The 18,956-nt window shown below is 61.3% G+C and carries 19 protein-coding genes; 12 read left to right on the forward strand and 7 right to left on the reverse strand.

What is annotated here, in order from left to right; all coding sequences use genetic code 11:
* Positions 1 to 134 precede the first annotated feature (134 nt).
* The 3 genes from pntA (at position 135) to ACOI7Z_RS08095 (ending at position 3,400) form a co-directional block, all read left to right on the forward strand.
* Positions 135 to 1,664, forward strand: a complete 1,530-nt coding sequence (pntA, locus tag ACOI7Z_RS08085; RefSeq protein WP_087849872.1) for a Re/Si-specific NAD(P)(+) transhydrogenase subunit alpha — start codon at positions 135 to 137, stop codon at positions 1,662 to 1,664.
* A 10-nt stretch (positions 1,665 to 1,674) separates the two neighbouring features.
* Complete coding sequence (pntB, locus tag ACOI7Z_RS08090) at positions 1,675 to 3,063, forward strand: Re/Si-specific NAD(P)(+) transhydrogenase subunit beta (RefSeq protein ID WP_004887040.1); 1,389 nt, start codon at positions 1,675 to 1,677, stop codon at positions 3,061 to 3,063.
* Positions 3,064 to 3,211: 148 nt separating this feature from the next.
* A complete protein-coding gene (locus ACOI7Z_RS08095; RefSeq protein WP_004887037.1) occupies positions 3,212 to 3,400 on the forward strand; it encodes a YdiH family protein in 189 nt (62 codons plus the stop codon).
* A gap of 119 nt (positions 3,401 to 3,519) precedes the next feature.
* On the opposite strand, the gene uspE is transcribed toward ACOI7Z_RS08095, so the two are convergent.
* The 3 genes from uspE to ogt all read right to left on the reverse strand — a co-directional run bounded on the left by uspE (position 3,520) and on the right by ogt (position 6,070).
* Positions 3,520 to 4,470: a universal stress protein UspE gene (gene uspE, locus ACOI7Z_RS08100; protein ID WP_004887033.1), complete on the reverse strand. Its 951-nt coding sequence runs from the start codon at positions 4,468 to 4,470 to the stop codon at positions 3,520 to 3,522.
* Between the two features lie 138 nt (positions 4,471 to 4,608).
* Positions 4,609 to 5,361, reverse strand: coding sequence for a fumarate/nitrate reduction transcriptional regulator Fnr (gene fnr, locus ACOI7Z_RS08105; protein ID WP_004887031.1), 753 nt, complete (start codon positions 5,359 to 5,361; stop codon positions 4,609 to 4,611).
* 193 nt (positions 5,362 to 5,554) lie between these two features.
* Complete coding sequence (ogt, locus tag ACOI7Z_RS08110) at positions 5,555 to 6,070, reverse strand: methylated-DNA--[protein]-cysteine S-methyltransferase (RefSeq protein ID WP_023289506.1); 516 nt, start codon at positions 6,068 to 6,070, stop codon at positions 5,555 to 5,557.
* A 262-nt stretch (positions 6,071 to 6,332) separates the two neighbouring features.
* On the opposite strand from ogt, the gene ACOI7Z_RS08115 reads away from it, so the two are divergent.
* Positions 6,333 to 6,491: a hypothetical protein gene (locus ACOI7Z_RS08115; protein ID WP_023289507.1), complete on the forward strand. Its 159-nt coding sequence runs from the start codon at positions 6,333 to 6,335 to the stop codon at positions 6,489 to 6,491.
* Between the two features lie 32 nt (positions 6,492 to 6,523).
* Here ACOI7Z_RS08115 and abgT read toward each other — a convergent pair whose 3' ends face one another.
* From abgT to ACOI7Z_RS08130, 3 genes are all read right to left on the reverse strand, one after another.
* Positions 6,524 to 8,050, reverse strand: a complete 1,527-nt coding sequence (gene abgT / locus ACOI7Z_RS08120; protein WP_049013443.1) for a p-aminobenzoyl-glutamate transporter — start codon at positions 8,048 to 8,050, stop codon at positions 6,524 to 6,526.
* 123 nt (positions 8,051 to 8,173) lie between these two features.
* Complete coding sequence (locus ACOI7Z_RS08125) at positions 8,174 to 9,619, reverse strand: M20 family metallopeptidase (protein ID WP_087849873.1); 1,446 nt, start codon at positions 9,617 to 9,619, stop codon at positions 8,174 to 8,176.
* Positions 9,619 to 10,929 (reverse strand): M20 family metallo-hydrolase, encoded by a 1,311-nt coding sequence (locus ACOI7Z_RS08130; protein WP_087849874.1) that lies wholly within the window; start codon positions 10,927 to 10,929, stop codon positions 9,619 to 9,621. The genes ACOI7Z_RS08125 and ACOI7Z_RS08130 overlap by 1 nt, the downstream gene beginning before the upstream one ends.
* Positions 10,930 to 11,095: 166 nt before the next feature.
* Between ACOI7Z_RS08130 and ACOI7Z_RS08135 the strand changes: the two genes are divergently transcribed.
* Entirely contained in the window at positions 11,096 to 12,004 is a 909-nt protein-coding gene (locus ACOI7Z_RS08135) for a LysR family transcriptional regulator (protein ID WP_044522727.1), read from the forward strand.
* Between the two features lie 101 nt (positions 12,005 to 12,105).
* Positions 12,106 to 12,669: a DNA endonuclease SmrA gene (gene smrA, locus ACOI7Z_RS08140; RefSeq protein ID WP_032452707.1), complete on the forward strand. Its 564-nt coding sequence runs from the start codon at positions 12,106 to 12,108 to the stop codon at positions 12,667 to 12,669.
* On the opposite strand, the gene ACOI7Z_RS08145 is transcribed toward smrA, so the two are convergent.
* The gene (locus ACOI7Z_RS08145) at positions 12,666 to 13,472 is read right to left on the reverse strand and encodes an IclR family transcriptional regulator domain-containing protein (protein WP_023289513.1); all 807 of its coding nucleotides are present in this window, start codon (positions 13,470 to 13,472) and stop codon (positions 12,666 to 12,668) included. The genes smrA and ACOI7Z_RS08145 overlap by 4 nt on opposite strands.
* A 169-nt stretch (positions 13,473 to 13,641) precedes the next feature.
* Here ACOI7Z_RS08145 and ACOI7Z_RS08150 point away from each other — a divergent pair, with 169 nt between their 5' ends.
* Genes ACOI7Z_RS08150 through pcaC form a run of 6 tightly spaced genes read left to right on the forward strand, consistent with a single transcriptional unit; the run spans position 13,642 to position 18,706 of the window.
* Positions 13,642 to 14,328: a 3-oxoacid CoA-transferase subunit A gene (locus ACOI7Z_RS08150; RefSeq protein WP_023289514.1), complete on the forward strand. Its 687-nt coding sequence runs from the start codon at positions 13,642 to 13,644 to the stop codon at positions 14,326 to 14,328.
* Positions 14,329 to 14,338: 10 nt separating this feature from the next.
* Positions 14,339 to 14,995 carry a 3-oxoacid CoA-transferase subunit B gene (locus ACOI7Z_RS08155; protein WP_023289515.1) on the forward strand — a complete coding sequence of 219 codons (657 nt, stop codon included), beginning with the start codon at positions 14,339 to 14,341 and terminating at the stop codon, positions 14,993 to 14,995.
* A gap of 10 nt (positions 14,996 to 15,005) precedes the next feature.
* Positions 15,006 to 16,208: a 3-oxoadipyl-CoA thiolase gene (gene pcaF, locus ACOI7Z_RS08160; protein ID WP_048297434.1), complete on the forward strand. Its 1,203-nt coding sequence runs from the start codon at positions 15,006 to 15,008 to the stop codon at positions 16,206 to 16,208.
* 9 nt (positions 16,209 to 16,217) lie between these two features.
* Entirely contained in the window at positions 16,218 to 17,570 is a 1,353-nt protein-coding gene (locus ACOI7Z_RS08165) for a 3-carboxy-cis,cis-muconate cycloisomerase (protein ID WP_065882276.1), read from the forward strand.
* Positions 17,560 to 18,327 (forward strand): 3-oxoadipate enol-lactonase, encoded by a 768-nt coding sequence (pcaD, locus tag ACOI7Z_RS08170; RefSeq protein WP_080901503.1) that lies wholly within the window; start codon positions 17,560 to 17,562, stop codon positions 18,325 to 18,327. Before ACOI7Z_RS08165 ends, pcaD begins: the two co-directional genes overlap by 11 nt.
* Entirely contained in the window at positions 18,317 to 18,706 is a 390-nt protein-coding gene (gene pcaC, locus ACOI7Z_RS08175; RefSeq protein WP_023289519.1) for a 4-carboxymuconolactone decarboxylase, read from the forward strand. The genes pcaD and pcaC overlap by 11 nt, the downstream gene beginning before the upstream one ends.
* Positions 18,707 to 18,956 lie beyond the last annotated feature (250 nt).

Here is an 18,956-nt window from a genome sequence, read left to right on the forward strand (position 1 = left end):
TTTTCAGTAGGTTATAAAAAGTTTGTTACTGTTTCATTTTGCAGACAGCGAAAGATGGCGAGGATGATTTTGCCGTCCTGTCGCTGTTGGTCAGAAAAGTAAACCATCATCAAAAACCGATGGAAGGGAAAACTATGCGTATTGGTGTACCACAAGAAAGGCTAGCCCAGGAGACCCGGGCCGCCGCCACGCCGAAGACCGTTGAGCAGTTGCTCAAACTCGGCTTTAGCGTCGCGGTAGAAAGCGGCGCCGGGAAGCTGGCCAGCTTTGACGATGAGGCCTTTGCCCAGGCAGGGGCTGAAATCGTGACCGGCGACGAGGTGTGGCAGTCTGATGTCATCCTCAAGGTCAATGCCCCGGATGACGATGAAATTGCCCTGTTAAACCCAGGAACCACGCTGATTAGCTTTATCTGGCCGGCGCAAAACCCGCAGCTGATGGAAAAACTGGCGGCCCGTAATATCAACGTGATGGCGATGGATTCGGTGCCGCGTATCTCACGCGCCCAGTCGCTGGATGCGCTCAGCTCAATGGCCAATATCGCCGGGTACCGCGCTATCGTTGAAGCGGCCCATGAATTCGGTCGTTTCTTTACCGGGCAGATCACGGCGGCAGGCAAAGTTCCGCCTGCCAAGGTGATGGTTATCGGCGCCGGGGTAGCTGGACTGGCGGCGATTGGCGCCGCCAACAGCCTGGGCGCGATTGTCCGCGCCTTCGATACCCGCCCGGAAGTGAAGGAGCAGGTGCAGAGTATGGGCGCCGAGTTCCTCGAGCTGGATTTTAAAGAGGAAGCGGGCAGCGGCGACGGCTATGCCAAGGTGATGTCCGAGGCCTTTATCAAAGCCGAAATGGCGCTGTTCGCCGCTCAGGCGAAAGAGGTCGATATTATCGTCACCACGGCGTTAATACCGGGCAAACCGGCGCCGAAGCTGATCACCCGGGAAATGGTTGACTCAATGAAGTCGGGCAGCGTGGTGGTCGATCTCGCCTCGCAAAACGGCGGCAACTGCGAGTACACCGTGCCGGGCGAAGTGGTGACCACCGCCAACGGCGTGAAAATTATCGGTTATACCGACCTCCCAGGCCGTCTGCCGACTCAGTCCTCCCAGCTCTACGGCACTAACCTGGTGAACCTGCTGAAGCTGCTGTGCAAAGAGAAAGACGGCAATATCGTTATCGATTTCGATGACGTGGTGGTGCGCGGCGTTACCGTGGTGCGCGAAGGCGAAATCACCTGGCCGGCGCCGCCGATTCAGGTCTCCGCTCAGCCGCAGGCCGCGGCGAAAAAAGTGGAAGCGCCGAAAGAAGAGGTCAAACCGGCGTCGCCGTGGCGCAAATATGCGCTGATTGCGCTGGCGATTATCCTCTTCGGCTGGCTGGCCAACGTGGCGCCAAAAGAGTTCCTCGGCCATTTCACCGTCTTCGCGCTGGCCTGCGTGGTGGGTTACTACGTGGTATGGAATGTCTCCCATGCCCTGCATACGCCGCTGATGTCGGTGACGAACGCCATTTCGGGCATTATCGTGGTTGGCGCATTGTTGCAGATAGGCCACGGCGGCTGGGTCAGCTTCCTGAGCTTTATCGCGGTACTGATCGCCAGCATTAATATTTTCGGTGGTTTTACCGTGACTCAGCGCATGCTGAAAATGTTTCGCAAAGGATAAGGGGTAGCACATGTCTGGTGGATTAGTTACAGCTGCATACATTGTTGCTGCAATCCTGTTTATTTTCAGCCTGGCGGGTCTGTCGAAACACGAAACCTCGCAGCAGGGCAACTATTTCGGCATCGCCGGGATGGCCATCGCTCTGATCGCCACCATTCTGGGGCCGGACGCCGGCAACGTCGGCTGGATTATCCTCGCGATGGTGATCGGCGGGGCAATCGGTATTCGTCTGGCGAAGAAGGTCGAAATGACCGAGATGCCGGAGCTGGTGGCCATCCTGCACAGCTTCGTGGGCCTGGCGGCGGTGCTGGTAGGGTTTAACAGCTACCTGCAGCATGAAACCGGTATGGAGCAGATTCTGGTCAATATCCATTTGACCGAAGTGTTCCTCGGCATCTTCATCGGCGCGGTGACCTTCACCGGTTCGGTGGTGGCGTTTGGTAAACTGCGCGGCAAGATCTCCTCCAAACCGCTGATGCTGCCTAATCGCCATAAGCTGAACCTGGCGGCGCTGGTGGTCTCCTTCATACTGATGGTGATTTTCGTGCGCTCCGACAGCACCGGCACCCAGGTCCTGTGCCTGCTGGTGATGACCGCGATCGCGCTGGCCTTCGGCTGGCACCTGGTGGCCTCTATCGGCGGCGCGGACATGCCGGTGGTGGTCTCTATGCTCAACTCCTACTCGGGCTGGGCGGCGGCGGCGGCGGGCTTTATGCTGAGCAATGACCTGCTGATCGTCACCGGCGCGCTGGTGGGCTCTTCCGGCGCCATCCTCTCTTACATTATGTGTAAGGCGATGAACCGCTCCTTTATCAGCGTGATCGCCGGCGGCTTCGGCACCGATGGTTCCTCCAGCGGCGGCGATGAAGAAGTGGGCGAGCACCGCGAAATTAGCGCCGAAGAGACGGCGGAGATGCTGAAAAATTCGCACTCGGTCATCATCACCCCGGGCTATGGTATGGCGGTGGCCCAGGCGCAGTATCCGGTGGCCGAGATCACCGAGAAGCTGCGGGCGCGCGGCATTAAGGTGCGCTTCGGCATTCACCCGGTCGCCGGCCGTCTGCCGGGGCATATGAACGTCCTGCTGGCGGAGGCCAAGGTGCCTTACGACATCGTGCTGGAGATGGATGAGATCAACGATGATTTCAGCGACACCGACACCGTGCTGGTCATTGGCGCTAACGATACCGTCAACCCGGCGGCGCAGGACGATCCGAAGAGCCCGATTGCTGGCATGCCGGTGCTTGAGGTGTGGAAAGCGCAGAACGTGGTGGTCTTTAAGCGTTCGATGAACACCGGTTACGCCGGCGTACAGAACCCGCTGTTCTTTAAAGAGAACACCCATATGCTGTTTGGTGATGCCAAAGCCAGCGTCGATGCGATCCTGAAAGCGCTGTAATGTAACATTATTGTTTTACAACGTTTGTTTATAAGCCGTCTCCTGTGAGACGGCTTTTTTATATGCAGAAGGATGCCAGGAATTGTTCATAAAATAAGCGGCGAGAGGTGATATAATGTTCCGGTTCTTACATCAGACAGAGGATATTATGGATACCGAGTTAACCCCAACGCAGATGGCCATCGAATTCTTACGCCGCGACACCACCGTCATGACCCCAGCGCAGTATCTGAAAAAACTTAAACTGCTGGAGCTGGAGTTTGCTGACCTGATGGCGCTCTCCTCGCTGGAGCTGAAAGAAGAGATCGATCTGGCCTGGCGTCTGGGTATCCACTGAGTCGTTCATGATCGCCATGCAATGACGGGGCCGCAAGCGGCCCTTTTTTGTGCCTGAGGGAACGCGGGCAAAAAAATCCCCCGCGAGGCGGGGGAAGGTGAACGTTCCGGGAGGGAAGGTTAATCGTCGTCGTCGTCGTCCAGTTCCACCGGCGTCTGATAGGCCTCTGGTTTAAGCACCAGCAGATCGCAGCGCAGGTGGTCGACGACCTGCTCCGCGGTATTGCCAAGGAACGCCGCGGAGAGGCCGGTGCGTCCGACCGTACCCAGCACCACGATCCCCGCCTGCAGATGCTCGGCGAGATCCGGGATCACCTCCTCAGGCAACCCTTTTTCCACATGGGTGAATTTCTCGTCAATGCCAAACTTCTGCCGCAGCGCTTTCATCGCCAGCAGATGCTGACCGCGAATGGCGTCGTTGTAGACGCTGGGATCGAAATCCGGCAGCTCAATCGCGATATTGATCGGGGTGACCGGATAGGCGCCGATAAGGTGCACTTCAGTGTGGTTGACTTCTTCCGCCAGCGAGAGCGTCTCGCGAACCAGCTTCTCGTTGAGGGTGTTGTGATAATTCTCTTCACTGGCCAGATTGACGGCGACCAGCGCTTTACCGCCTTCCGGCCACGGCTGATCTTTCACCATCCAGACCGGGCAGGGGCACTTACGCAGCAGATGCCAGTCGGTCGGGGTGAAGATCACCGCTTCCAGCTTGTCGTGCTGGTGGGCCATCTTCAGCAGCAGGTCGTGTTTCTCACTGATCACTTCCTGAATAATGGCTTCGAAGGGGCGGTTGTGCCACACCACTTTCACGTCAATCGGCACACCGGATTCAAGATAGAATTTCGCCTGCTCGCGGATCCAGGCCGTTCGTTGGGCAATGACGCCCTGACGCATCGCCGTCCGTTCGTCCGGCGACAGCAGGGTGGTCATTTCATAAGAAAAATCATAGATCGGCAAAAAGGCTTTGATGCGTCCACCAATCCGTTGGTGCAGGTACACCGCTCGCCTTAGCGCCGGCTGGTCGTCCTGGTTAGGATCGATTACTACCAGCATGCTCTGATACTTCGCCATACAGGGTCTCCTTACAACTGCAGCTACCGTCAGTTATTAAAAAGATAACCTATATGGATGAATTGAAACAGGGGAGGAGCCTGGTCAGATCAACAAATCTGAAAAAAATGCCGATCCTGACCAGGTGTTGCGCGGAGATTAAGCGACGTTGCGCGCCTGACCGGCCAGCTGGGCCAGCAGGTCGCCGTTTTCAATGGTGATGTATTTGCCTTTCACCGCCAGCATGCCGCTCTTCTGGAAACGCCCCAGCAGACGGCTGATGGTTTCGACGGTGAGGCCGAGATAGTTGCCAATGTCGCCGCGGGTCATGGTCAGTCGGAACTCGCGGGGAGAGAAACCGCGCTGCGCGAAACGGCGTGACAGGTTATAGATAAACGCGGCCAGGCGCTCTTCGGCGTTCTTTTTGGAAAGCAGCAGGATCATATCCTGGTCGCCTTTGATCTCACCGCTCATCAGGCGCATCATCTGCTGACGCAGATTCGGCATTTTTCCGGAAAGATCGTCGAGGGTTTCAAAGGGGATCTCGCACACCATCGAGGTTTCCAGCGCCTGGGCGAAGCTCGGGTGCAGGCCGGTGCCGATGGCGTCGAAGCCCACCAGATCGCCCGCCAGATGGAAGCCGGTAATCTGCTCATCGCCTTGCTCGGTGATGGTGTAGCTTTTGATGGTCCCGGAGCGAATGGCGTACAACGATTTCAGCTCATCGCCCGCTTTGAACAAGGTTTGACCTTTCTGGATGGGCTTTTTCCGCTCGATAATATTATCCAGCTGATCAAGCTCATGCTCGTTCAGAGTAAAGGGGATGCAGAGCTGGCTGATACTGCAATCCTGACAATGGATAGCACAACCGCCAGACTGAATGCGTCGAATAATTCGCTTCTCAGGGATCATATGTCTGCTCAGGCCTTAATTGATATTGGTCAATTTTAACATCTTTTTGATGAGCAGGTAAGTCTTCAGGCTCTGAAACACGTAATATCAGCAGGGTAAATCAACACAGGCTGATATCTGCTTGATTAAAAATAGATTATTCAGCCACATTGGATTGTAAAATTACCTGAAAATTCCGAAAACGCATTTTCAGTCAAAGCAACAGATAGCCCTCGTGGCGCAGAAGCCACTCTTTACGCTGCACGCCGCCGGCATAGCCGGTCATCGTGCCGTTACGCCCGATGACCCGATGGCAGGGCACCACAATACTCACCGGGTTGGCGCCATTGGCGGCCCCCACGGCGCGCGCCGCGCCGGGACGACCGAGCGCCTCGGCCAGCTGACCGTAGTGCATCACCTGGCCGCAGGGGATCTCGCGTAACGCCCGCCAGACCTGACGCTGGAAAGGGGTGCCGGCGGTGGCGGTAGGCAGGGTCTCGATAACGGCCAGATCGCCGGCAAAATAGTCGTTCAGCTTACTGCTGAGACCGCCTGGATTGCGGCAGTCGACGCGCTGATAGCCTTCCCGGCGATAGTGTACATCGAGCAGGGTTTCCATCCGATCGCGGTGCTCGTCCCACTCGACGGCGCGCAAATTAAACTGTTCGTCGCAGAGCACCCACAGCGCCCCCAGCGGGGTATCCATTTTATCCTGCAGCAAGGTCAACATCGTTTCGGTCATCCACCATCGTACACGAGGGCCACACGATACCACGCGCCGGCGGCGGCCAACTATACTCCCAAAAGATAAACCCGCATCATCGACCGGCAGCCAGCGGCCGTTACGTTGATTTATTTTTGGATCGATCCTGGCGGGTTATCGGGCATGGTTTTTGCTACTTTTAAGCTGACGACGCCGGTCCTCCGCGCAGCTTTGCGCGCCCGGGAAGGTGCCGTCGGCGCGGTGCGGTTAATAACTCAGAGGTGGGGCTATGCAATATATACTGACTGGCGTAATCGTATTGATCTTCAGCGGCCTGGTTATCCATGGCCTCACGCTGTTGCTCGAACGCGGGTATCGCGCGCTTTTCGGCATCTTCGCCGGAGCCGCGGATCTCCCCCGCAAGGTCAAAGTGAAGGTGCCGCGTTAAGCGTAAGCCGCCGTCCCTGGCGCTTCAACGGCTTAAGGAAGCCGCGGATAGATGCCAGGGCCGATGGGCAGTCCTGCCAGATACCAGCCCACCAGCAACAGCAGCCAGACGGCGAGAAAAATCAGCGGGTAAGGGAGCACCAGCGAATAGTATGTCCCGAGGCGGGCGTCCGGTCGGTAGCGCTGTAAAAAACCGAGAAATAGCGGCACAAACGGTGAAACCGGCGCCAGCGGCAGCACCGATGAATCGGCGATGCGAAACAGGATCTGCGCAAACGCCGGGTGGAAGCCCAGCAGCATAAACATCGGCACGAAGATCGGCGCCAGAATCGACCAGATGGCCGAGCCGCTGGCGATAAACATACACAGAAAAGCCGACAGCAGCGCCAGACCGACAAACGCCGGGACGCCGTTCATGCCGGCGCTCTCCAGCAGGTCCGTCAGGCCAACGGCCATAAACCTACCCATATTGCTCCAGTTGAACATCGCCACGAACTGCGCCAGCGGGAAGACCATCACGATAAATCCGGCCATCTCTTTCATCGGCTCAATCATCAGCTGCGGCAGATCGGCCTGGCGGCGAATTTTGCCGGTGGCGATGCCGTAAGCCAGCGACACGACAAAGAAGAAAAAGATGATCAGCGGCACGATGCCTTTGATAAACGGCGAGGGCATGACCGTGTGCTGAACCGGATCGCGAAGAATGCCGTTTTCGGGAACCACCATCAGGGCGATGACCGCCACGAACGCCAGCGTCGCCACGCCGGCGATGCGCAGGCCGAAACGCTCCTCGGCGGTCAGCGTCTGCAGCTTGTCATCACGACTGCCTTGCCATTGGCCCAGCCGCGGCTCCACCAGCTTGTCAGTGATCAAACCGCCGACGAGGGTCAGGAGGATCACCGAGGTCGCCATAAAGTACCAGTTGTCGATCACGCTGACGTGCAGAGAGGCATCGATGGATTTGGCCGCCTCGGTGCTGATCCCGGAGAGCAGCACGTCGGTGGTGACGATCAGTAAATTGGCGGTAAAGCCGCAGCCCACGCCGGCAATGGCCGCCAGCAGGCCGGCGACCGGATGCCGACCGACGGCGAGAAACATCAGCGCCCCCAGCGGCGGCATGATCACCAGCGCGGCGTCGGAAGAGATATGGCTGAAAAAGGCGATAAACAGCACCATATAGCTGGCATAACGGGCGCTAACGTGGGAGGCCATCTTCACCATCAGCGCGGGCAACAGGCCCACCCGCTCGGCAAAGCCGGCGCCCAGCACCAGGGCGAGGATCGCCCCCAGCGGCGCGAAACCGCTGAAGTTTTTAATCACGTTCGGTAGAAACCAGTGCAACCCTTCCACGCTGAGCAGGTTTTTGACCACCACCCGCGACCCGTCCGCAGGATTTTGGACCCCGACGTTGAAGGCGGAGAGTATCGCCGTGGCGGCGATCAGCGCCACGATAAGATAGATAAACAGCAAAAACGGGTGTGGGACCTTATTACCGATCTTCTCTACCCAGCCATAGCGCTTTCCGGCGGGGGAAGGCGACGGTATGGATGACATACTCATGGGCGTTCCTCTGTTGTCGTTGTTGTGTTAGGCAGGCCTGCTCCCGTACTGCCGGCGGTTATTATGGTCGGTGCGTGCCGCGATGCCGGTCAGCGTCTGTCAGGAGCGGTCTGGTCTGTATGGTTAGCGTAAAACCGACGGTCTCACCTCCGCCGGGATCGGGCAGCGGTAGGGATGTTCGGCCAGCGCTTGCCTGAGCTCTCGCTGGCTGGCCTCCAGCAGCGCGCGGTCGCTGAATAAGCGGATCGCCGTCGCCGCGAGGACTTTCCCCGCCAGCAGCATCCCTTTATGGGCGATGGCGGTGCGTCCCTGGCTCACCAGCTGCCAGCTGTGCAGCGGGGTACCCACCGCGAAGCAGGGGCTGAAGCACTGGGCCACCGGCGCTTTCCAGCTGACGTCGCCGACGTCGGTGGAGCCGGCGAGGAGCGTATCCGTAGCCGCCCACGGCGCCACCTCATCAATCAGCAGCGTGTCGCGGTGGCGACGAGCGAAGGTTTTCCCCGCCTCGCCGCCGGTGCCGGCGATATTGTTCAGGCTGTTGTTGATATCGTTGTCGCTGAGCGTGGCGCGGATCGCTGCGGCAAAGGCGCGCTCGTCGTCGCTCCATGCCGGCGTGCCGTAATGGCATACCGCCTGGTACATCGCCGCTTCGAGCGTGCGGTTGGGCAGATAGCCCGAGCAGGCTTTTTCAAAGCGGCAGCTGACGTGGGTCTCGGTCATCAGCGCGGCCCCCTGGGCAATCTTCTCAATGCGGGCGAAAATCTGTTCCACGTCGGCCATCTCCGGCGCGCGGATCAGATACAGCACTTCCGCCTGGGCCTGGACGACGTTGGGCGAGACGCCGCCGGTATCGGTAATGGCGTAATGAACCCGCGCCTTCTCGATAATATGTTCATTCAGGAAGTTGCTGCCGGTGGTCATCAGGGTGACCGCGTCCAGGGCGCTTCGCCCCAGGTGCGGCGAATTGGCGGCGTGGGCGGCGGTGCCGGTAAAGCGCCACGCCGCCTGAATGTTGGCGAGGGTGCGGGTGCTGAACATCCCGGCCCAGGCCTCTGGATGCCAGGTGAGGGCCGCATCGACGTCATCAAACAGCCCTTCGCGCACCATAAAGGTTTTGCCCGAGCCGCCTTCTTCCCCCGGGCAACCGTAGAAGCGCAGGGTGCCTGCGCCGCCGTGCTGCTGCAGCCATTTTTTAGCGGCGACCGCCGCGGCGAAAGCCGCCGTCCCGAGCAGATTGTGCCCGCAGCCGTGACCGTTGCCCCCCGGCGTCGACGATGTCGGCTCCGCGCAGTGGGCCTGCTGGCTAAGACCCGCCAGGGCGTCAAACTCGCCCAGCAGGGCAATAACCGGTTGGCCCTCGCCAACGCTGGCGATAAAAGCATTGGGGATCCCGCCGGCATCCCGGGTAAGCTGAAAACCTTCCGCTTCCAGGGCGTCCGCCAGCCGGCGGGCGGACCAGAACTCCTCAAAGCGCGTCTCCGGGTGATCCCAGATATCATCGGCGATAGCGCAATACCTCTCGCGGCTTGCCTCAATCACCTCGTCCACAAACTGAAAGATGGGTTCCATCACACCCCCCGCTGCCAGGGAAAGTTAAGCGCGACGCGCGCCAGGGTGTCGACCGCGACCGTCATTATGCTCTCGTCGAAGTCAAACTTCTCGTTGTGGTGACCGGCGCTCAGTTCGGTGCCGAATATCATGTACGAGGCGAGGCCGCCGCGCGCCTGGACCCGGGCCATCATCAGGGTGGCGTCTTCCGATCCCGCCGGGGCGGCGATGCGATCCACCGCCTGCTGCACGCCGGGCACAAGGGCGGCCTGTTCGCGCAGGTACGCCACCCACGCCGGCGACGGGGCGCTGGCGGTGGCCGCGCCCATCATGCGTAACTCGTACCCGGCTTGATGCATCGCCGCGGCCCCGGCGATGACGTGCTGCGCCCGGTCAAAAACATACTGATTGATGGCTTCGCTTTCGCCGCGGGTTTCCACTTTTAACAGGGCCGAAGAGGGCACCACGTTGCGTCCGGTGCCAGCCTGCATCACCCCAACGTTGACCCGCGACGCGCCGGCGCTGTGCGGTGGGATGGCGTGCAGAGCAAGGGCGGCCTGGGCGGCGGCGAGCAGCGCGTTGCGCCCATCTTCAGGCTTACCGCCGGCATGGGCGGCCACGCCGCTAAACTGCACATCGAATTTGGTGGTGGCCATAAAGTTGTCCCCCCCGCACACCACGGTGCCGACCGGAACGCCGGTGCCGATATGGATGGCGGTGAAATAGTCCACCTCGTCCACCACGCCGGCGGCCACCATCGCGCGGGCGCCGCGGGTACCCTCTTCAGCAGGCTGGAAAATCAGTTTAATGACCCCGTTGAGCTGGGCGGCATACTGCTTGAGCACATGCGCCAGACCCAGCCCGATGGCGGTATGTCCATCGTGGCCGCAGGCGTGCATCATGCCGGCGTTGCAGGAGGCGAAATGGTCGCGATGGGGGCGGTGGCTGTCATCGTGCTGCTCATTGAGGTCGAGGGCGTCCATGTCGACGCGAAAGGCCAGGGTTGGGCCGGGACGTCCGGTGTCGAGCGTCGCCACCACGCCGGCGAACCCGCCTTCAAACGCCGGCAACCAGCGTTCCGGCGCCCCTTGCTCGCGGGCGCGCTCGAAAGCCTGGGTCAGGGTCTCCTCATCCGGCAGCCCCATCCGGCTGTCGGCATCGATGACGTCACGCCCCAGCGCCAGCTGGTAGCCGAGCCCGTCGAGGATCTCCGCCACCTTGCTGGCGGTGCGAAACTCCAGCCAGCCGGATTCAGCGTGCAGGTGAAAATCGCGGCGCCATTGGGTCATGGCTGGCGCCAGCTGGCGCAGGTATTCATCAAGTTGCGGCATAGCTTATCCTGTCATAAGTAAAAAATGTGACGGCGTTCACGGTGTGATAGCTTTTGTTTATCACTGACGCGCTACAGGCCTTAACGCTCTTAACCTGCCACAGCCTGATGGATTACAGTAGATGTCATTTTCTTCCGTCTGATAAACAACGGTTATCACCAAAAGCATGGCATTTCAGATTAAATTTCATCAAATTCGCGCCTTCGTCGAGGTGGCCCGGGAAGGGAGTATTCGCGGCGCCAGCCGCTCGCTGGCGGTCTCGCAGCCGGCCCTGACCAAAGCGATTAAAGAGCTGGAGGAGGGGCTTTCCGCTCAGCTGTTCGTCCGCCGCCGCCAGGGGGTGGCGCTGACTGACGATGGCGAAAGTTTTTATCAACATGCGAGCCTGATCCTCGAGGAGCTGCGGGCGGCGCAGGATGAACTGCTGCAGCGCCAGGGAGAGCAGGCCGGGCAGATCAATATTGGCCTTGGCGCCAGCGTCGCCCGGTCGCTGATGCCGTCGGTGATCTGCCGCTTTCATCAGCAGCATCCGCAGGTGAAGGTGCGGATCATGGAGGGCCAGCTGCTGGCGATGATCAATGAGCTGCGCCAGGGGGAGCTGGATTTCACCATCAACACCTACTATCCCGGGCCGTACGACCATGAGTTCAGCTTTGAAAAACTGTTTGAGAAACCGTTCGCGGTCTTCGCCCGCGCGGGGCATCCGGCGGCGCAGGCCACCTCGCTGGTGGAGCTGATGGATCACCACTGGACCATGCCGACGCCGCGCGGCAGCTACTTTAAACAGCTGCAGGACCGGTTTAATCAGGCCGGACTGGCGCCAAAGGTGGATATTGTGTGCGAGACCTTCTCGTCGTGCATCAGCCTGGTGGTGAAAAGCGATTTTCTCAGTATCCTGCCGGTGGAGCTCGGCAACGATCCGATGATGGCGGACAAGCTGATGATGATCCCCGTCCGCGAAGCGTTGCCGACGGCGGCCTATTTTCTGATCCAGCGGCGCGACACCCGGCAGACGCCGCTAACGGCGTCATTAATCACCCTGTTTCGCCGCCAGAGTCGACAATTGTTTCCTTAACCGCCCGTCGCGCTCACTTTGCCAGCAGACGGGGCTAAACGCGTTGAGGGGGGAGCGCGAGGCGGCTATAGTAGCTGGCGACAGCCGCTGGAGGAGAGCCCATGAACCTTGATGACAAATCCCTGTTTCTTGACGCCATGGAAGATGTCCAGCCCCTGAAACGTAACAATGACGTGCACTGGCATCCCGGGCGCAACAGTCGCGCCCCGCAGCGCGTCGACACCCTGCAACTGGATAATTTTCTCACTACCGGCTATCTCGATATCGTACCGCTCGCCACGCCGCTGGAGTTTAAGCGCGAAGGGCTGCAGAGCGGTGTGCTGGATAAGCTACGGCGGGGGAAATACAGCCAGCAGGCGAGCCTCTCCCTGCTGCGCCAGCCGGTGGAACAGTGCCGGCAGATGCTCTTCGCCTTTATGGTGCAGGCGCAGAAAGAGGGGTTACGCAATGTGCTGATCGTTCACGGCAAAGGCCGCGACGACCAGTCCCATGCCAATATCATCCGCAGCTATCTGGCGCGCTGGCTGGAAGAGCTGCCGGAGGTGCAGGCCTTCTGCGCCGCGCTACCACATCATGGCGGTAGCGGCGCCTGCTATGTCGCGCTGCGTAAATCGGCCGAAGCGAAGCAGGAGACCTGGGAGCGGCACGCCAAGCGCAGCCGCTAGCGCAGCAGCAGCGTCAGCTCGCGAGCGGCTTTTTGCAGCTCCGGCAGCACGCGGTCGATCATCTCGCGGGCCGACATCTGGCCCGCATGCACCCCGACGTTCAGCGCCGCCTGCGCCTGCCCCTGGGCGTTAAACAGCGGTACCGCGAGGGAGCGCAGGCCCATCTCCAGCTCCTGATCGTTGAGGGCATACCCCTGCTGATGCACCCGTTTCAGCTCGGCGCGCAGCTTCGCCACCGAATCCACCGTCTGCGGGGTATAGCGGATCATGGTTACCCGGGCCAGCATGTCGTTGAGCTTCTCCTCCGGCTGATGGCTGAGCAGCACCCGACCCATCGAGGTCGCCCACGCCGGAAGGCGGCTGCCGATATCGAGGTCGATGGTCATGATCCGCGAGCTGGAAGCGCGGGCGATATACAGGATATCGTCCCCGTCAAGGGTGGCGATGGAGCAGGACTCATTGAGCATTTCGCTCAGATGCCGCAGCACCGGCTGCGCCGAACGCGCCAGCGGCGTCGAGGCCAGCCAGGCGTGCCCCAGGGCCAGGATCCGCGGCCGCAGCTGAAAATGCTTACCGTCTTCGGCATAAACGAACCCCAGCTTGCTCAGGGTATACAGGCAGCGGCGCACCGCTGCGCGCGGAATGCCGGTCTTCTGACTGATCTGTGAGATAGACAGCAGGGGCCGCTGCGGCGTGAATGCCTGAATCACCTCCAGGCCGCGCGCCAGCGAGGCCATGAAGTTAGGATCGCCCTTGAACGGATCGCCGTCGCCGGTCAGTAAATCGTCTGGATGCTTGTCCATTTCTGTTCCCCATATTTGCCATCGATCACATTCTTTCGCTAAAGATAACCGATGTTCGATTATCGCACCATATTTCTATTATCGCCCTTGACCGACATCGTTAAGCGGGTCACATTTTGTGCGAACAACGAATAAAAGTGCGATTACCGCACATCACTGGAGCGACCTGATGATTGATAAAAGCGTATCGACGCTGAGCGAGGCCATCGCCGGGATCCACGACGGGGCGACTATTATGATCGGCGGCTTTGGTCCCGCCGGCCAGCCGACCTTTCTGATTGACGCCCTGATTGACCAGGGCGCCCGCGACCTGACCATCATTAACAACAACGCTGGCAACGGCGAAGTGGGGCTCGCGGCGCTGCTTAAGGCTGGCCGGGTGCGCAAAATGATCTGCTCCTTCCCGCGCCAGGTCGATTCCCAGATTTTCGATGACCTCTATCGCCGCGGCAAAGTGGAGCTGGAGCTGGTGCCGCAGGGCAACCTCGCGGCGCGGATCCAGGCCGCCGGCGCCGGGCTGGGCGCGGTGTTTACCCCCACCGGCTACGGCACGCCGCTGGCGGAAGGCAAGGAGACACGGGAAATCGACGGCCGCCACTATGTACTGGAGTATCCGATCAAAGCCGATTTCGCGCTGATTAAAGCCCACCAGGGCGACCGCTGGGGCAACCTGGTGTATCGCAAAGCAGCGCGCAACTTTGGCCCGATTATGGCGACGGCGGCGAAAACCACCATCGTTGAAGTCTCGCAGCTGGTGTCGCTGGGCGACCTCGACCCGGAACACATCATCACCCCCGGCATTTTCGTCCAGCGCGTGTTCTCGCTGGAAAACCTGACTGCCGCACAACGCGCCTGAGGAACCCGAGATGCAAAAACTGACCCGTGACGAAATGGCCCAGCGCGTGGCCCGCGATATCCCCGAAGGCGCTTACGTTAACCTCGGCATTGGCCTGCCGACCCGGATTGCCAACTACCTGCCTGCCGACAAAGAGGTGTTCCTGCACAGCGAGAACGGCCTGCTGGGCATGGGGCCGAAGCCGCAGCCCGGAGAAGAAGATCCCGAGCTGATCAATGCCGGTAAAGAGTACGTTACCCTCCTGCAGGGCGGCTGCTATTTCCACCATGGCGACTCCTTCGCCATGATGCGCGGCGGCCATCTCGATATCTGCGTGCTGGGGGCCTATCAGGTCTCCGCCAGCGGCGATCTCGCCAACTGGAGCACCGGCGCGCCGGACGCCATCCCGGCGGTCGGCGGGGCGATGGATCTGGCCATCGGCGCTCGCCAGGTGTTTGTGATGATGGACCATCTAACCCGCGACGGCGAGTGCAAGCTGGTGGAACAGTGCAGCTACCCGCTGACCGGCGTCGGCTGCGTGAGCCGGATCTATACCGACCTGGCGGTGATCGACATTACCGACCGCGGCCCGGTGGTGCGGGAAATCTTTAACGGTCTCTCTTTTGAAGAGCTGCAGCGCATCACTCCGGTGACGCTGACCTTTGAACAACTGGCGGAAAGCGCGTAAGGAACCTATGATGAATCAGGCATTTATCTGTGATGCGGTGCGTACACCCTTTGGCCGTTTTGGTGGTACCCTGGCGACGATGCGCGCTGACGACCTGGCGGCGCTGCCCCTGAAAGCGCTGCTGGAGCGTAACCCGGGACTGGATCCTTCGCGCATTGACGATGTGATCTTTGGCTGCGCCAACCAGGCCGGGGAAGACAACCGCAACGTGGCGCGGATGGCGCTGCTGCTGGCCGGGCTGCCGGAGAGCGTGCCCGGCAGCACCATCAACCGCCTGTGCGGCTCCAGCCTCGATGCGATCGGCGTCGCGGCGCGGGCGATTAAAAGCGGGGAGACGCAGCTGATGATCGCCGGCGGCGTGGAGAGTATGTCCCGGGCGCCGTTTGTGATGGGTAAAGCGGAGAGCGCCTTTAGCCGCAGCATGCAGATGGAGGATACCACCATCGGCTGGCGCTTTATTAACCCGCAGATGAAAGCCCTGTACGGCGTGCATTCCATGCCGGAGACGGCGGAAAATGTCGCCGATGAGTTTGCCATTTCCCGCGCCGATCAGGATGCGTTCGCCTTACGCAGTCAACTGCGCACCGCCGCGGCCCAGGAGGCTGGGCGTTTTGCCGATGAGCTGATCGCCGTCCAGGTGCCGCAGCGTAAAGGCGAACCGCTGCGGTTTAGCCGCGATGAACACCCGCGCAGCACCTCGCTGGAGGCGCTGGCGAAACTGCGCGGCGTGGTGCGCGCCGACGGCAGCGTCACCGCCGGCAACGCCTCAGGCGTTAACGATGGCGCCTGCGCGCTGCTGCTGGCCAGCGAAACTGCGCTGGCGGCCAACGATCTTCAGCCGCTGGCCCGGGTGGTCGGCGTGGCGACGGCGGGGGTGGCGCCGCGCATTATGGGCTTTGGCCCGGCGCCGGCGGTGCGGAAGGTGCTGGCGCAGACCGGTCTGACGTTAGCCCAGATGGATGTGATCGAGCTGAATGAAGCCTTCGCCGCCCAGGCGCTGGCGGTGACCCGCGATTTGGGCTTACCGGACGATGCCGCCCATGTGAACCCCAACGGCGGGGCGATCGCCCTGGGGCATCCGCTCGGCGCCTCCGGCGGCCGCCTGGCGATGACCGCAGCTTACCAGCTGAAACGGACCGGCGGCCGCTACGCGCTGTGCACCATGTGCATCGGCGTCGGGCAGGGGATCGCCCTGATTATTGAACGTGTTTAAGGAGCCAGAATGAGTTTGTTGACCCCGATGCTGCGCAGCAGTCCGCTCACCGACTGGTTCAGCGACGCGCAGCGGGTGCAGGGCATGCTGGATTTTGAAGCGGCGCTGGCCCAGGCGCAGGCCGCCTGCGGGATGGTGCCGGCGGCGGCGGTCGGGCCGATTGTCGCGGCCTGCCGCCACGAGGCGATCGATTTTACCGCCCTGGGCGAGGCGGCTGTGGGGGCGGGTAATCTGGCGATCCCGCTGGTGAAACAGCTGACGGCCCAGGTAAAAGCACGGGATCCAAACGCCGCGCGCTACGTTCACTGGGGCGCCACCAGTCAGGATGCTATCGACACCGGGCTGGTGCTCCAGCTGCGCGGGGCGCTGGATGCCGCCGAGCAACTGCTTGAGCGACTGTTGGCGGCCCTCGCCGGGCAGGCCGACCGTCATTGCCACAGCGTGATGCCGGGCCGGACCTGGATGCAGCATGCGCTGCCGGTGACCTTTGGTCTGAAGCTGGCGGGCACTCTCGACGCGCTGCTGCGCTGGCAGCAGCGGCTGCGGGAGATGCGTCCGCGTCTGCTGGTGCTGCAGTTCGGCGGCGCCGCGGGGACCCTGGACGCGCTGAAAGCGCAAGGACCGGCGGTTGGCCAGGCGCTGGCGCAGAACCTCGGTCTGTCGCTGCCGGATACCCCGTGGCACAGCCAGCGCGATCGGCTGCTGGAGGCAGGCGCCTGGTTCGCTGGCGTCTGCGGCACCCTGGGGAAATTCGCTAACGACTTCTCCCTGCTGATGCAGACCGAAGTGGCTGAGGTGGGCGAGCCGGTAGCGGAAGGGCGCGGCGGCTCGTCGACGATGCCGCATAAGCGCAATCCGGTGGCCTGCGCGGCGATCCTGACCGCCGCCCAGCGCACCCCGGGTCTGATGGCCACCCTCTACGCCTGCCAGATTCAGCAGCACGAGCGGGCGCTGGGCGGCTGGCAGGCGGAGTGGGAGACCCTGCCAGAGCTGATTACCCTGGTGGGCGGGGCGCTGGCGCAAAGCGAGGCGCTGGTGCGCGACATGCAGGTCTTCCCGCAAAAGATGCGCGCCGACCTCGATATCACCCACGGGCTGATCATGGCTGAGGCGGTGACCCTGGCGCTGGCGGAATGCATCGGCAAAGCTGAGGCGCACCATCATATTGAGGTGCTGTGCCGTCAGGCGCTGGACCGCCACCGCCCGCTGGTCGATCTGCTCGCGGCAGACCCGCAGGTTAGTCAGTATCTCTCCCGCGAACGCTTAACCACGCTGCTGGACCCGGCAACGGCGACCGGCAGCGCCGAACGCTTTGTGCGCCAGGTGCTGGCGCGTTATCAGGAGCAACATGATGAATCTTGATTATCAACTCGACGGACCGGAAGGTGCGCCGGTTATCGTTCTCTCCAACTCGCTGGGTACCACCCGGGCGATGTGGCAGCCGCAGATAGAGGCGTTAACCGCCCATTTCCGGGTGCTGCGCTACGACACCCACGGCCACGGTAAAACGACGAAAAATGGCAAAGTGACCCTCGCCCAGCTGGGGGAAGATGTGATTGCGCTGCTCGATCATCTGAATATCGACCGCGCCTGGTTCTGCGGGATCTCGATGGGCGGTCTGACCGGTCTGTGGCTGGGCCGCTTTGCGCCAGAGCGTTTTTATGGTCTTGCCGTCGCGAACACCGCGGCGCGCATCGGCGATCAGGCCAGCTGGCTGTCGCGGGCGCGGGCGGTACGCCAGGAGGGAATGGCGGTGGTGGCCGCCGGGGCGGCAGATCGCTGGTTCACCCACGCGTTTCGCCAGAAGGCGCCGGAGGTGGTGGAAGCCCTGTGTCACCAGCTGACCCATACCGACGCCGAAGGCTATGCCGCCTGCTGTGAGGCGCTGGCCGCCGCCGACCTGCGGGGCGAAGTAGGGCAGATCCCGCTGCCGACGTTAATCATTGCCGGGGAAAGTGACCCTGTCACCACGGTCGGTGACGCTAATTTCCTGCAGCAGCAGATCCCCGCCTCCCAGGTGGTAGTTCTGCCGGCATCGCATCTGTCAAACATTGAGGCGGCGAAAAGCTTTACTTCAGCGCTGCTGAGCTTTTTCCAGGGAGAACGCCATGGAGGATAAACAGCGCTATCAGGACGGGTTGGCGGTGCGGCGCAAAGTACTGGGCGACGCCCACGTCGACCGTACGCTGCAGCATCTGACGCCGTTGAACGAAGAGTTTCAGGACTTTATCACCCGCTACGCCTGGGGTGAGACCTGGACCCGTCCGGGGCTCGACCACCACACCCGCAGTATGATCACCATTGCCATGCTGATTGCTCTCAATCGCGAGGCGGAGCTGAAGATGCATCTGCGCGCGTCGTTTAACAACGGGGTGACCCGCGATGAGCTGAAAGAGTTGATCATGCACTCTGCGCTGTACTGCGGACTGCCGGCGGCCAATGCCACGATGCATCTGGCGCAGCAGGTGTTTGACGACATTGACGCCGCGCAGGGTTGAGTCGTCGTCCAGGTCGAATTGCCCGGCAGTCGTTGTCGGCCGGGTAAGGCGTACGCCGCCACCCGGCGGAAATGCCGCTACGTTATCCTTATTTCTCACCCTCCTGCGGCGCGACGGCTGGGGCATCGTCCCGGTCGACCTGAGGGTCAGCATCAACCCGGGAAAGGGAATTATTGTTATTTTTCAGCATCCAAGGGACGACTTGTCGTTGAGCATAGCCGGGCAGGAAGTGAATTCAAGCTGGCGCGGC

The sequence above is a fragment of the Klebsiella sp. C283 genome (genome assembly GCF_048822555.1).
In the GTDB taxonomy this organism is placed as follows: Bacteria; Pseudomonadota; Gammaproteobacteria; order Enterobacterales; family Enterobacteriaceae; genus Klebsiella; species Klebsiella quasipneumoniae.